Consider the following 12,440-nt stretch of genomic DNA (forward strand, 5'->3'; position numbering starts at 1 on the left):
TCCTGGTGATCACCACGGTCTGGAATACGCTCGCGCGCACGGTTTCCGGTGGCACACACAGCTATTCGGCGACCCCGCGCGATGCGAGTGGTGCTCGACGGATTTCAGCCGCTGTTCCATACGCTGAATACGCAACAGGTCAACGATCTGTCCGACCACGGCGACGGCTACATCTGCAGCCTCGACATCTCCCGGTACGGCGTGCTGCTGCGCCGCGGGCTCGTCCCGCAGATCGGCGGGAACTCTCGCTCGCCCATGTGCAGGGGAGCGTTGGCCGTTTGCCCCTGCCTCTCTTCGTCAGCGCCAGCCGACCTGAGTTCTATCAGCCTACTGCTATATGCGCATCTACTTATTAGATCCCACAGTTTCTCCCACTCGCTGACAGGGATAGCTGCGGACAAAAGAACAGCCAGGATGGTCCGGGCCGATCGTCGGTGCGGGGTGGCAACGGAGCCAGCAGTACGGCGAGCAAGGGGCGTGTGACGCAGCCTGATTCGGGCCTCCGCGCCGGACTGCGGGAGGTAACCGCGGAATTCGAGTAGCGGTCTACTCGGGTCGGCGGCGCGGTCGGTCCATACGCTGACAGCAACGTAGAAAGTTGATTCCTCGGCGTGGCTCGAACGGATGAAAGTAACGACGTCACCGCCGCAGAGGGATCCGGGTTTCGGTGCTGCTCAGCGCATTACGGTGTAGGCGAGCGTGAACGGCGCCCCGGTTTCACAGCGGCGGTGCGGCTCGGCTTATCGCCGCACAGCACCGCCGGCGCCACAGCACACCGGTCCGGTCGGTCATCGTCCGCTGTGCAGCCATTTCGTCGTGCCTGGCAAAGTATTCCGATACGATGCCCGGCCGGTCGATGCCCGGCAGGTCTTCTCCGATCGCGTATCCGGCCATTGCCAGCGTCGTGGCCACGTACTTGTGCGGCTGTCCGGTCCGGACTCGGTTGTTCGCCAACGGGGGGCGGTGGCTGGGTTCGTGATGGCCGACCGCCGAGTCGGTGGTGGCCGGACGACACGAAGACCCGCGCGTACCGCGAATCCCGAGGAACGCGCGCAGCTGTGGCCGCGAATCACCGAGGCCTACCGGGGTTACGCGAACTACCAGACGCGGACTACGCGGGCGATCCGGTGGTCATCCGCGAACTCGGGGAAGCGCTCTGACCACACGTTCGCGGTTACTCCGTGCGCCCATGCCCGCATCCGAACCCCGTCGCTGAACATCGGCCGCGAGGTCGTCGCGTCGAGCGAATCGTAAGCTGGTGGCATACGGAATGCCTAGGCCCCGCATCCACCGACTGGAGACCCTGGTGACAGATAGCCGATCAGCCTCGAATCCGCGACGCACGATCGTCATCACCGGTGCCAGCGACGGCATCGGAGCGGTGACCGCGCGGGCGCTGGCCGCTCCCGACGTCGACCTCGTCATCGTCGGCCGGTCGGCGCACAAACTCGCCGCCGTGACCGCCGACACCGGTGCCACCGCCTTCACGGCCGATTTCGCCGTCCTCGACGATGTGCGCGGTCTCGCCGAGCAGATCGGTGAACATGCCGGCGCGATCGACGTGCTGCTCAACAACGCGGGCGGCCTGTTCGAGTCGCAGCAGCGGACCGTCGACGGGCACGAACCCAACTTCCAGATCAACCACCTGGCCCCGTTCCTGCTCACCAATCTGCTGCACGACAAACTCGCCGCCAACGGTGCGCTCGTGCTGAACACCGCGAGCGTCGGCAACCTATTCGGGCGCGTCGACATCTCCGACCTCGACTACCGGCGCCGCCGCGCCTTCGGATGGCGCGCCTACGGGACGAGCAAGCTGATGAACATCATGTTCACCCGCGGTATCGCCCAGCGCTGGACATCGGATGGAATCGTCTCCGCCGCAGTTCATCCCGGCCCCGTAGCCTCGAGCTTCGGCCGTGACTCCCGCGCCGTCGGCCTGCTCTACCGCACTCCGCTGCGCCACGTCGGCACCATCACTCCCGCCCGCGGCGCCGAACCCCTGATCGACCTGGCCCGCCGCGGCGCCGACCCGGAAATCAACGGCGTCTACTTCCACCGCCACCGAGCAAAAGGCCCCGAGTCGCCCCAAGCCCACAACCGCCGCCTCATCGACGAACTGTGGTCCGCCTCAGCCGATCTCGTCGGACTGGATTGAGATCGAGCCTCGCCTGGCGCGCCGATGACCGCGGCGTAGGTCCTTGTCCTCGTCGGCCGAGCGGGGCTTGCGCTCCCTCGGCGGCCAGTACAACACCGCGTAGTAGACAGCGACCGACAGCAGGCATACGACGATCAGAAGACCGAGCATCCGAATCCTTTCCGGTGCTTTATTTCTGGCCACTTCGCGAATGACAGGCGCGGCGATACGGTCTCGACGTCCGCCAGCGCCATGACGGCGTTGAGTGTGAGCGCGTCCATGTGCTCCGGCGACGGGGTGAGCACAGCATCGACATCGGCGTCCCGTACGAGATCCGGCAGTGGCACGAGACTCGCCCCAGGCCACACGAGCGCGTAGCCGAGATGCCGCGCCAACCTCCTCAGTTGCGCCGCATGCCATTGCGCTGTCTCGCTGACGTCGTCTGCGATCCATGCGAGCGCTGTCGGCTCAGCTCTCATCGCCGTCGACTTCGGCGATATACGGCGCGACGTTGTCGAGCATCGCGGATTTCGTCTCGTTTCCCTCAACACGCATCGACAGGCACTCCCCGGTTCGAAGGGCTTTCGGTATCGCATCCGGCGCCGGAGAGGTTGTCTCAACCCGGCGCGGGGACGTATCGCAATGATGCACTCCCCAGGCGTGGATGTCTAGTCTAGTCGCATGAGTCTAGATATAGAATCGGCCACGTAGGCCAACCGACGAGAGGCATTACCAGTGAGCGTGACGGGCGACGTCATCCGGCAACGGAGAAAGGTCCTTGGCTACTCACAGACCCGGCTTGCGAAGTTGGTGGATGCGGACCAGAAGACCGTGTCTCGTTGGGAGACAGGCGAAACCGAACCAGTTGTGTCGGACCTCGTCCGGCTCTCCGAGGTGTTGGACGTGTCACTGAACACGCTCGCGGGCAAGACCGCCGTCGGACTCGAATTCTCTGGTGACTGGTGGTACTCGGGGCAGGCATTCGGCGACGCCGGGGAACGAATCGACACGCTCGAACTGCATATCGAGCAAGACGGATTGTGGCTGCAACTCGCCGGCGCCCGGGCCCGGCCGGTGTCGGAAGGGTCCTACGCGTGGACCGGTGAAATGAAGCTCTACGACTCCGAAGCGTTCATGGGGTGGTATGTCGCTGCTGACGGAAATGTGCGATCGAAGGGAACGCTGTATTTCGAACTTCACCCGCACGGCCAGATGATGAGGGGCGGATGGGTCGGTCAGTCGTATGTTGCACCGGTTGTGCAAGGTTGGTGTGCGGTCGCGCGGGAACGTTGGGTCGCGGAGGCCTTGGTCCGTGACATGGCCCGAACTGAGGGACAATTGAAGGCATGGCCGACACTGAAACCGTAGTAGACGTTTCGATTACTGCCAGCGACCCGGAATTTCTGGCCGGGCTGGTCCGTGAACTAGTGGAAGCCCGATATGTGGCCTGCGGCAATATCGTTCCCGGCATCCGCAGTATCTACCGGTGGGACGGCGCAGTGCAAGACGACGGGGAGTCGTTGGCTATTCTGCACACTCGGCGATCGCGGGTGGATGACATCTTGGCGTTCCTGAAAGACAAGCATCCGGACGAGACACCGCAGGTGATAGCCACGGAAGCGGTCCAGACCCATCCGGGATATCGGGATTGGGTCTTGGACAGCACCCGACCGCGCTAGCCGCAGCGGAGGCGCGACAAGTGAGTCGGCATCCGTCCCGGGACCGGACTTCTCGCGGGGCGAGGACATCGGATCGCCAGCCCGATGAGCTCGTGCTCGAGCGGGCTACTTGGTGCGCAGGCAGACGATGAGGGTGGTTTGTAGGTTGTAGGTGCTGCGGGTCTCTGTGTAGTACGCGTCCGAGTCGGGATACGCACTGCCGCAGAGGGTCTCGGCGGAGTCGGACTCGGTGGAACCCGGCGCCTGGGGGAAACCCGGAGTCGGCGCCGGGCGCGACAGGGTGCCGAGGACGGTTGCCTGGGCGCGCGGATCGTCGCAGGGCAGGACCTGAACGTTGGCGTTGTCGTCGTCCTGTCCGCCGCTGGGCCGGTGCGTGTTCCAGACACATTGGCCCGCAGTGAAAGTAGTGGCCGGGATCGGGGTGCGGATGGTGCTCGGATAGGTGCCGTTGGGGGAACCGGCGGGCGAGTACGACGAATGCTTCGTGTTCGGATCGGATCCGGCTGCGGCGATGATGCCGGCGATAGCGAGGAACGGCAGCAGAACGGCGAGGATCTGTGGCCGACGATAGAGCGGCTTACCGGGATCCATCGGTTGGTAGGGGCTGCCGGGAATCGGCGGCGGCAGTTGGCCGATCTCGTAGCGGCAGTACAGGTTCCACAGGATGGTGAGCGGGTTGGCGATGAAGGACACGATGCCCCACCAGCCCTGCCACAGACTTTCGCCGGTCATCTGCCGGAAGGTCGCCAGGCCGCAGTCGCGGCAGAATGGGCCGGACGCCTTGCGGAATTGCATGACGATGAGCAGGCCGCGGTGGGCGCGAATGTTCACGGTGGCCGCCGGTGTGGCGCCGCAGTAGTTGCAGTAGACGCCGTTGGCGGTGGAGTGCTCGGCAGACAGCGGTGACACGTCGGTCACGTTCCCCCCAGAAATTTTCGGTTGAGCGCGCAGTGCCGGGGAATTGAATCACATTCGGCGCTCCTCGTGCGGAATGACTCCGAACGGTTGCTCCACCCCGATCGGTTCGCGACTCGGTAGTACATTGTCGTCGGGTTCCCAGGAGGTTCCGGCTGACCGCGCGGCAGTCGGTCGTCGAGTTCGGTGCGTACCAGCGATGCGGCGTCAGGGAGGAAATGTGGATATCACCCAGTTGATCCTCGATGACCATCACGAGCAGCGGCGGTTGTTCGCGATTCTGGAGCAGATCGACCGGGGGGACACCGGGGCGCTGGCGGCGATCTGGGACAGGTTGGCGGCCTTTCTCGAGTTGCATGCGCAGGCCGAGGAGGAGATCTTCTACCCCGCGTTGCTGCAGGTGGGGATCGCGGCTCGGCGAGCGAGCGGGGCGGAGGACGAGACGCTCGACGCGATCGGTGACCACAACGAGATCAAGGACGCGGTCGCAGACGTAGGGCGGCACCAGGTCGGCACCGACGAGTGGTTTGCGGCGGTCGCGGCGGCGAATCTGGCCAACAGTGACCATATGGCCGAGGAAGAACGTGAGGGGCTCACCGATTTCCGCCGCCTGGCCGGGTTGCAGCGCCGCCATCAACTCGCGGTTGCCTTCGCCGCGTACGAGGCGCGCAACTACGCCGGTGTCGTGTCCGTCGACAAAGACCCTGCCGGCTATGTCCGCGCGGCGGAGGCGGCATTGCGATCGGAGGCCAACGGATCGCTCAGCGTGGGTAGTTTGAAGCGAATCCCACCCGGCTGAGCACTTCACGGTGGGGTCGAAGGACGGCGACGTTCGCTGATCGAGTTCTCGGCGAATATCCGCGTGGGCGTGGCACTCTGGAGACGTGCCTCTCCCGGCGGGTGGCCGCCGGCACGACAACGCTAGGAGGTCGCAGGACATGGTGAGCGTTATCGGTGGTGGGATCGCGGGCAGTTGCCTGGCCGGTGGTCTCGCACGGCGAGGGCATCGGGTAGCGGTCTACGAACAACAGCGCCCAGGACCCGGAGCCGGGGCCTTCCTGTTCATCGACGGGCGCGGACACGACGCGATGGAGGCGATGGGCGTCGATCGATCGGCGCTGCACGAGGTTTCGTATCCGCTGGCGGGACTCGACTACGAGGACAGCCGCGGGCGGCGTAGCGCAATGCCCAGTCGCGGCCATCGTTTCTGGTTGCGCCGCAACCTGATGGGCGTGCTGTCGGAGTTCGTCGCGGGCTCCGCCGCCGAGCTGCGCTACGGCGAACCGATCACCGGCGTGACCGTGGGCGAGGACAACCCCACGATCCGGCGCGGCTCCGAAGTCGTCACCGCCGAGGGGCTGTTGATCGGCGCCGACGGTATCGATTCCGTGGTCCGCGCGTCCGTGGAACCCGACCGCACTCCCGTCTACGCCGGTGACGTCGTGCTCTACGGAATGACCGGCACGCCACTGGATCCGCCGCCGCCCACCACCCCCGCGGTCCTCCACTTCTACGCCGAGGTCGCCGAAGACGGCAGCGCCGGAAGCACGTTCGGCCACATCTGGCGACCCGAGGATCCGGCGGCCCTGTGGTTCGTGCGGATCCCGCGCGATCCGCTTCCCGGTACTCGCGACGATATCGGGATGCGACCGGTCGACGAGTGGGCCGAAACCGTCCTGACCGCAACGCCTTCCAGCCGAGCGTTGGTGTCGGCCTTCCTGTCGCGGACGGAACTGGTGCACGTCAGCAACGCCCGCAACGTCCCGCTGGAAAGCGCACGCGCACCGCAGGATTCGGTCATCCTCATCGGTGACGCCGACCACGCGATCACTCCGGCCGCCGGAGTGGGCGCCCGCGACGCGCTCGAGGACGCCCGCGCGGTCTTCGACGCGATCGTCGGCACCGCCTCACCCGCCGAAGCGATGACGCAACGCCGCAAACAGATCGTCACCGACCGTGAGGCGGCTCAGCGGGCGCGGCGGCGATGACGGTCACTGAACCGGTAGCCCTGTGAGCCGGGCGAGGGCGGTGTAGCCGTCGTCGGTGCCGGGCCAGTGGGCGCGGACCGCCTCCGGGCCGGCGGTGCGGACGACGCTGCGCAGGACCGCGGTGACGATGATGGCGTCGTCGGCGTATCCGATGAGGGGGATGATGTCGGGGATCAGGTCCAGGGGTGAGGCGAGGTAGGCCAGCACCAGCCAGAGCCGGATCCGCACGCCGCGCGGCAGGGATCGGTCGGCGGCCAGGCGGCGGATCAGGCGCAAGGTGTCGGGCAGGATCCGCACCGCTTCGCGCAGCAGGTTGCCGCGCGGCCGGACGATGATCAGCGCCGTGATCAGCGCGGTCCAGCACACGATGAGCGCGGCGGCGACCGCGATCAGCAGATCCCACCACCACGAGCCGGTCATGATCGGTATCCCACCATCACGTGTCGTGTCGGCCGGCGGTGGGGCCCCGGCGCCGGTTGTGTTCGGTTTCCCTTACCGGAGCAGTACTCGGCCGAGGTTTGCCCATAGCTTGCCCTAGTGTGCGGCGGTACCGTATAGACAAGCCTCCGCCGTCGGATGGGAGAGCATCGTGAGCGACGAATCGGCTCGCAAGACATTCACCGAACTCAAGGAACGCGCCGGGCGCCGTCTCGTCAGCGGACCGGAGCGTTCGTTCATCCCGGACGCCGATCTCGACGAGTTCTGGGCCACGCTGGAGCCCGCGACCATCGATTTCATGATCGGTGAATGGCAGGGCGGCGAATTCGACACCGGCCACCGGGAGAACGGAACGCTGGCCCTCATCAACTGGTTCGGCAAGACGTTCGATTCGGCCACCGATGTGAAGCCGCTGGTCTGTCTGGACGCCGACGGTAGCAAATACTCGAACACCGACAACGGCGAAGGCAGCCTCTGGATGGAGGAATTTCGCGGCGAGGTCACCGCGACGATGGTCTTCGACGGGCAGCCCGTACACGACCATTTCAAGAAGATCGACGACGACGCCGTGATGGGCATCATGGACGGCAAGTACGCCCTCGACAACGGCCGCTACGCCTACTTCTATCTCGAACGGGCCTGATTTGGCGTCGATGAGTGCGCGGTGATCGACGGAATCGGTGTCGAACCGCGTCGATGAATTTCGAGCGCGCACACCGTCTATCCCGTTATGAGGCGACTGAGCTACGGGATCAGCATGTCCCTGGACGGCTACATCAACGACCGCGACGGCAGCATCGACTGGTCGAATCCGGACGACGAGTTGCACCAGTTTCACAACGACCGGTATCGGGACATCGAGATTTCCCTGCACGGTCGTCGCCTGTACGAGCTGATGGCCGACTACTGGCCGCACGTGCGTGCGGACGCGCCGCCCATCCAGCGTGAATTCGGCAGGTTGTGGACGGAGAAGCCGAAGTTCGTCTTTTCCCGGACACTGACCGAGGTGCACTGGAACAGCACGCTGGTCGGTGAGAACGCCGTCGAGGAGGTGCGCAGGCTGAAGGCCGAGGGCGACGGCGTCATGGAGGTCGGGGGTGCGAGTCTCGCGGCGTCGCTCATTCCGCACGGGCTCATCGACGAGTATCAAGTGTTCGTGCTGCCCGTGGTGCTCGGCGGCGGCACACCGATGTTTCCGCTTCTGGACCAGCGTATTTCGCTCCGGTTGGCGGAGACGCGGCATTTCGACACGGCGGTGATGTTGCGCTACGTCGTCGACTGAGGACGCCCATGGAACTCGGTCGCCGTTGTGCACCCGCTCTCGCTCGGGCACAGTTCGGTGCGGCGGTGACGGGGTCGTCGGCCGCCGGTTGGTGATCGTTCCAGGCTCGGGTAGCGGAAAGCAGGCGATGCGGTGGGTGTGTATGTGGTGACCGGGGCGGCGTCCGGGATGGGGCGGGCCGCGGCGGAGAAGTTGCGCGAGCGGGGCCATACGGTGGTCGGGGTCGATCTGCGGGACGCACAGGTGGTCGCGGATCTGTCGACTCCGGCCGGACGCCGCACCGCGATCGACAGTGTGCTCGCGCAGGTGGACGGGCATCTCGACGGCGCGATCCTGGCGGCGGGAGTGGGGCCGGTGCCCGGTGCGGACCGGCCGCGGCTGATCTTCGAGGTGAACTATCGCGGCGTCGTCGACCTGCTCGACGGCTGGCGCTCGGCGCTGGCGCGCGCGGACGAGGCGAAAGTCGTTGTGTTCGGCAGCAATTCGACGACCACCACGCCGCTGGTGCCGCGCCGGGCGATCCGTGCGCTGCTGGCGGGTGACACCGAGAGGGCGCTGCGGGCATTGCGGATCTTCGGCGGGAATGCGCCGTCGATCGCGTACGGGACGTCGAAGATCGCGGTGAGTCACTGGGTGCGCCGCCAGGCGACGACCGCGCGGTGGGCCGGGGCGGGGATCCGGCTCAATGCCCTGGCACCCGGCGCGGTGCTGACGCCGCTGCTGGAGAAGCAGCTCGCGACTCCGGCCGAGGCCAAGAATATCGAGCGTTTCCCGGTTCCGATCGGCGGGTTCGGCGATCCGGGCGATCTGGCCGAGTGGGCGGTGTTCATGCTGTCGCCGGCGGCGCGTTTCCTGTGCGGCAGTATCGTTTTCGTCGACGGCGGCAGTGATGCCTACTTCCGTGCCGACGATTGGCCGCGCGCTGTCCCGCTACGCAAGCTGCCCGGTTATCTGTGGCGATTCTTCGGCTCGGGCCCGCGCTGAACGCTTCGGGCCCTCACACCGCGGCGAGTTCGCGTCGCAGCACCTCGCTCGCGGCGCGTTCGCCCGAGCGAACCGCTCCGTCGACCCACCCGCACATGACGGCCGAACTTTCGGTTCCGGCCCAGTGGATGCGTCCACACGGTTCGCGCAGCGCACGGCCGAACTCGGTGAGCACCCCGGTCGGCAAATGACTGAGCATTCCGCCGCCGGAATAGCGTTCGGCACTCCAGTCCTGCTCGACGTAGTCGACCGGGGAACCGGCCTTGTTCCCGAACCTGGTGACCAGTTCACGCACTATCGCCGCCCGGCGTTCGGTGGCGTCGAGCCGGCCGAGCTGTCGTGCGGTCGGCCCCTCCGTGATGACGCACAGGACTCCGGGCCGCGCGGTATCGGTGCAGGCGTCGATGGTGACGGTGGCCGGCGACCCCGGCGCGGCCGACTGCCCGGACAATCCGTCGTGCCGCCAGAACGGCTCGTCGTAGACGACGGAGGTCTTGATGATCGAGCCACTCGGCACGCGCTGATGCAGGAACGAGCGATCGACCGGCAGCATCGGCTCGTACCGGATCTGACCGGCGACCGCGAGTGGGACGGCGACGATCGCCCGATGAGCGCGCAGCGTCGACGCTCCGGCGTGCACGGTCACCCCGGCCTCGTCCTGCTCGATGCCGTGCACCGGCTGCGACAGGTGAATGGAGTCGCCGAGCTGGTCCGCCATCGCGCCGGAGATCGCACCCATACCGCCCACGGGCCGCGAGTCCTGGGCGCCGCCGCGGATGCTGAACATGAAGCCCGGCCCGCCTCCGGACGCCATCTGATACAGCGCGAAAAGCATCGACACTTCCGAGGCGGCGGAGGTGTAGCTGCCCGCGATGGCGGTCTCGAGCAGATCGTGCGCGGCCTTCGACCGGATGCGAGTCAGCCACTGCGCCAACGTGATCCGATCCCATTTCTGCGCCTTCCGGGCGTCCCACGGCGCCTCGAGCGGGATCGACTTGCACAGGTGAGCGAGTTCGGCGAAGCCGGCGCCGAGGTTGAGCGCGGCCCACGGACTCATCGTCCACGGGATCGTGCCGGTGTAGCGGTACTGCTCGCCGTCGACGACCATCATCGCCTCGCCGTCGGTGTACTGCCGGTAGCTCCCGATCCCGAATTCGCCCATCAGGGCACGGATGCGGTCCTGTCCGGGCCCGATCCAGGCGCCGCCGCGGTCGATCCAGCAACCGTCCGGGCGCATCTCGGTGAACGTGCGCCCGCCGAGCCGGTCACGCGCTTCGAGCAGCGCCACCGATCGACCTGCCTGCTTCAGTCGCAGCGCGGCGGTCAATCCGGCGAATCCGCCACCGATCACGCAACAGTCCACGTCTGTCATCGAGAGCCGCCTTCGTGTCGACGTTCTCCGGGCCACTATCGGGCCACGGCACCGCTCGCATCCACGACTTCGTCGCTACGCACCACTTCGGTCGGATCGACATCGCAGGTGGGCAATTTTATAGCAAACCATCAGGGCGGCGGTCCGGAAATCCGGCGCCTATCCCAGCCGGCCGGTCGAGACGGCTGCCGGCAGCCCGTCGCGGGGAACTAGTGCGATGCGCCTGCCCGAGATCCGTAGCCGCAGACCGGCGGCACGGGCGAGGACGACACCGATCAGCGCTGCCGATGCCGCCGAGACCGCCCCGCAGGCGAACAGCCCGAGCCGGGGGCCGAACTCCTCGGTGAGCCATCCCACGATCGGTCCGCCGATAGGGGTGCCGCCGGTGAAGACCATCATGTACAGCGACATCACCCGCCCCCGCATGGCGGGGTCGGTCTCCAGTTGCACCATCGAGTTGCCGGAGGTGTTGAAGGTGAGCCCGAGCAGGCCCACCACCGCGAGCAGGACGGTGAAGAGCCAATAGTCCGGTGCGAAGGCGGTGACCGCCTCGAGTGCGCCGAAGCCGACGGCGGTGGCGACCAGCATGCGCATCCGAACCCGCCCGCGGCGGCTGGCCAGCAGCGCGCCCGCGAGCGAACCCACGGCCAGTGCGGTGTTGAGCAGCCCGTACTTGCCGGCGTCGACGTCGAAGACGTGATAGGCGAACCCCGACAGCACGGTGGGGAAGTTGTAGCCGAAGGTGCCGATGAAGCCCACCATGACGATCGGCCAGAGCAGTTGCGGATGTGCTCGCACGTAGCGCAGACCGTCGCGCAGTTGCCCTTTCCGCCGGGGCAGGCGCGGCACCGGTGTCAGCTCCGACGGTCGCATGGCCAGCAGACCGGCGATGACGGCGGCGAAGGAGCAGGCGTTGATCGCGAAGGCCCAGCCGGAACCGACGGCGGCGATCAACGCTCCGGCGACCGCCGGCCCGACCAGTCGCGCGGCCTGGAAATTCGCGGAGTTCAGGCTGACGGCATTGCGCAGTCGCCGGCGGCCGACGATTTCCGGGACGAACGATTGACGGGTCGGGTTGTCGACCACGGTCACCATGCCCAGCAGCAGCGCCAGCAGGTAGACGTGCCACACCTCGACCGTGCCGGTCAGCGTCAGGGCCGCGAGTACCGCGGCGAGCACGCCCATGGTGGCCTGGGTGAGGACCAGCAGCCCCCGTTTGGGAAAGCGGTCGGCGATGACGCCGCCGTAGAGACCGAACAGCAGCATCGGCAGGAACTGCATGGCAGTGGTGATGCCCACGGCGAACGAGCTACCGGTGAGCCCGAGCACCAGCCAGTCCTGCGCGATCCGCTGCATCCAGGTGCCGGTGTTCGAAACCACCTGTCCCGCAAAGTAGTAGCGATAGTTCGGGACGGTGAGGGAGGCGAACATCCCGCCCGTGCGTTCCGGCGGTGCCGGTGGCGGTGCGGGCAGATCGGGCGGAAGCGAATCGGGGGCGGTGGTGGTCTGGTAATCGTCGGTGCGGCTCGCGGTCAAAACTGCCTTTCCTGCGTTCGGCTCCTTGTTCGGTGAAGAGCAACGTTCGGTTGCTGCGGACGGGCCGGAGGGCGGATACGGCGTGGCGCCGGACGGGTTCCGACCACCGATC

Annotated in this window: 16 protein-coding genes; 9 read left to right on the forward strand and 7 right to left on the reverse strand. The window is 66.7% G+C overall.

The window, feature by feature from the left end:
* Positions 1-717 precede the first annotated feature (717 nt).
* Complete coding sequence (locus IRT45_RS14250; protein ID WP_194806337.1) at positions 718-912, reverse strand: hypothetical protein; 195 nt, start codon at positions 910-912, stop codon at positions 718-720.
* A 66-nt stretch (positions 913-978) separates the two neighbouring features.
* On the opposite strand from IRT45_RS14250, the gene IRT45_RS38010 reads away from it, so the two are divergent.
* Both IRT45_RS38010 and IRT45_RS14260 read left to right on the forward strand, forming a co-directional pair.
* On the forward strand, positions 979-1,254 hold the full coding sequence (locus IRT45_RS38010; RefSeq protein ID WP_194806424.1) for a nitroreductase/quinone reductase family protein: 276 nt from the start codon (positions 979-981) through the stop codon (positions 1,252-1,254).
* Positions 1,255-1,306: 52 nt separating this feature from the next.
* The gene (locus IRT45_RS14260) at positions 1,307-2,155 is read left to right on the forward strand and encodes an SDR family NAD(P)-dependent oxidoreductase (RefSeq protein ID WP_309240960.1); all 849 of its coding nucleotides are present in this window, start codon (positions 1,307-1,309) and stop codon (positions 2,153-2,155) included.
* Here the strand turns inward: IRT45_RS14260 and IRT45_RS14265 are convergent.
* Positions 2,129-2,305: a hypothetical protein gene (locus IRT45_RS14265; RefSeq protein WP_194806339.1), complete on the reverse strand. Its 177-nt coding sequence runs from the start codon at positions 2,303-2,305 to the stop codon at positions 2,129-2,131. The genes IRT45_RS14260 and IRT45_RS14265 overlap by 27 nt on opposite strands.
* Entirely contained in the window at positions 2,290-2,613 is a 324-nt protein-coding gene (locus IRT45_RS14270; protein ID WP_194806340.1) for a hypothetical protein, read from the reverse strand. The genes IRT45_RS14265 and IRT45_RS14270 overlap by 16 nt, the downstream gene beginning before the upstream one ends.
* Positions 2,614-2,869: 256 nt before the next feature.
* Here IRT45_RS14270 and IRT45_RS14275 point away from each other — a divergent pair, with 256 nt between their 5' ends.
* Together IRT45_RS14275 and cutA are read left to right on the forward strand one after the other, a co-directional pair.
* On the forward strand, positions 2,870-3,502 hold the full coding sequence (locus IRT45_RS14275; RefSeq protein WP_194806341.1) for a helix-turn-helix domain-containing protein: 633 nt from the start codon (positions 2,870-2,872) through the stop codon (positions 3,500-3,502).
* Entirely contained in the window at positions 3,481-3,813 is a 333-nt protein-coding gene (gene cutA, locus IRT45_RS14280; protein WP_194806342.1) for a divalent-cation tolerance protein CutA, read from the forward strand. Before IRT45_RS14275 ends, cutA begins: the two co-directional genes overlap by 22 nt.
* A gap of 105 nt (positions 3,814-3,918) precedes the next feature.
* Here the strand turns inward: cutA and IRT45_RS14285 are convergent, their stop codons facing one another.
* The gene (locus IRT45_RS14285; RefSeq protein ID WP_228534337.1) at positions 3,919-4,731 is read right to left on the reverse strand and encodes a hypothetical protein; all 813 of its coding nucleotides are present in this window, start codon (positions 4,729-4,731) and stop codon (positions 3,919-3,921) included.
* 217 nt (positions 4,732-4,948) lie between these two features.
* On the opposite strand from IRT45_RS14285, the gene IRT45_RS14290 reads away from it, so the two are divergent.
* A complete protein-coding gene (locus IRT45_RS14290) occupies positions 4,949-5,527 on the forward strand; it encodes a hemerythrin domain-containing protein (protein WP_309240961.1) in 579 nt (192 codons plus the stop codon).
* Between the two features lie 139 nt (positions 5,528-5,666).
* Positions 5,667-6,716: an NAD(P)/FAD-dependent oxidoreductase gene (locus IRT45_RS14295; RefSeq protein ID WP_194806345.1), complete on the forward strand. Its 1,050-nt coding sequence runs from the start codon at positions 5,667-5,669 to the stop codon at positions 6,714-6,716.
* Positions 6,717-6,719: 3 nt separating this feature from the next.
* Here the strand turns inward: IRT45_RS14295 and IRT45_RS14300 are convergent, their stop codons facing one another.
* Positions 6,720-7,136, reverse strand: a complete 417-nt coding sequence (locus IRT45_RS14300) for a YkvA family protein (protein WP_194806346.1) — start codon at positions 7,134-7,136, stop codon at positions 6,720-6,722.
* Between the two features lie 169 nt (positions 7,137-7,305).
* On the opposite strand from IRT45_RS14300, the gene IRT45_RS14305 reads away from it, so the two are divergent.
* From IRT45_RS14305 to IRT45_RS14315, 3 genes are all read left to right on the forward strand, one after another.
* Positions 7,306-7,797, forward strand: a complete 492-nt coding sequence (locus tag IRT45_RS14305) for a DUF4334 domain-containing protein (protein ID WP_194806347.1) — start codon at positions 7,306-7,308, stop codon at positions 7,795-7,797.
* Positions 7,798-7,884: 87 nt separating this feature from the next.
* Positions 7,885-8,436, forward strand: a complete 552-nt coding sequence (locus IRT45_RS14310) for a dihydrofolate reductase family protein (RefSeq protein ID WP_194806348.1) — start codon at positions 7,885-7,887, stop codon at positions 8,434-8,436.
* Positions 8,437-8,568: 132 nt separating this feature from the next.
* Positions 8,569-9,420, forward strand: a complete 852-nt coding sequence (locus IRT45_RS14315; RefSeq protein WP_194806349.1) for an SDR family oxidoreductase — start codon at positions 8,569-8,571, stop codon at positions 9,418-9,420.
* Between the two features lie 13 nt (positions 9,421-9,433).
* On the opposite strand, the gene IRT45_RS14320 is transcribed toward IRT45_RS14315, so the two are convergent.
* A complete protein-coding gene (locus IRT45_RS14320) occupies positions 9,434-10,792 on the reverse strand; it encodes an FAD-dependent oxidoreductase (RefSeq protein WP_194806350.1) in 1,359 nt (452 codons plus the stop codon).
* Between the two features lie 159 nt (positions 10,793-10,951).
* Positions 10,952-12,328, reverse strand: a complete 1,377-nt coding sequence (locus IRT45_RS14325) for an MFS transporter (RefSeq protein ID WP_228534338.1) — start codon at positions 12,326-12,328, stop codon at positions 10,952-10,954.
* Positions 12,329-12,440: the final 112 nt, after the last annotated feature.

The organism is Nocardia sp. BSTN01, from assembly GCF_015354405.1.
In the GTDB taxonomy this organism is placed as follows: domain Bacteria; phylum Actinomycetota; class Actinomycetes; order Mycobacteriales; family Mycobacteriaceae; genus Nocardia.

Bases quoted from the DNA above. Each gene is read 5' to 3' on its own strand.
- IRT45_RS38010 (WP_194806424.1), top strand. From the start codon at position 979: ATGGCCGACCGCCGAGTCGGTGGTGGCCGGACGACACGAAGACCCGCG.
- IRT45_RS14265 (WP_194806339.1), bottom strand. From the start codon at position 2,305: ATGCTCGGTCTTCTGATCGTCGTATGCCTGCTGTCGGTCGCTGTCTAC.
- IRT45_RS14270 (WP_194806340.1), bottom strand. From the start codon at position 2,613: ATGAGAGCTGAGCCGACAGCGCTCGCATGGATCGCAGACGACGTCAGC.
- cutA (WP_194806342.1), top strand. From the start codon at position 3,481: ATGGCCGACACTGAAACCGTAGTAGACGTTTCGATTACTGCCAGCGAC.
- IRT45_RS14295 (WP_194806345.1), top strand. From the start codon at position 5,667: ATGGTGAGCGTTATCGGTGGTGGGATCGCGGGCAGTTGCCTGGCCGGT.
- IRT45_RS14300 (WP_194806346.1), bottom strand. From the start codon at position 7,136: ATGACCGGCTCGTGGTGGTGGGATCTGCTGATCGCGGTCGCCGCCGCG.
- IRT45_RS14310 (WP_194806348.1), top strand. From the start codon at position 7,885: ATGAGGCGACTGAGCTACGGGATCAGCATGTCCCTGGACGGCTACATC.
- IRT45_RS14320 (WP_194806350.1), bottom strand. From the start codon at position 10,792: ATGACAGACGTGGACTGTTGCGTGATCGGTGGCGGATTCGCCGGATTG.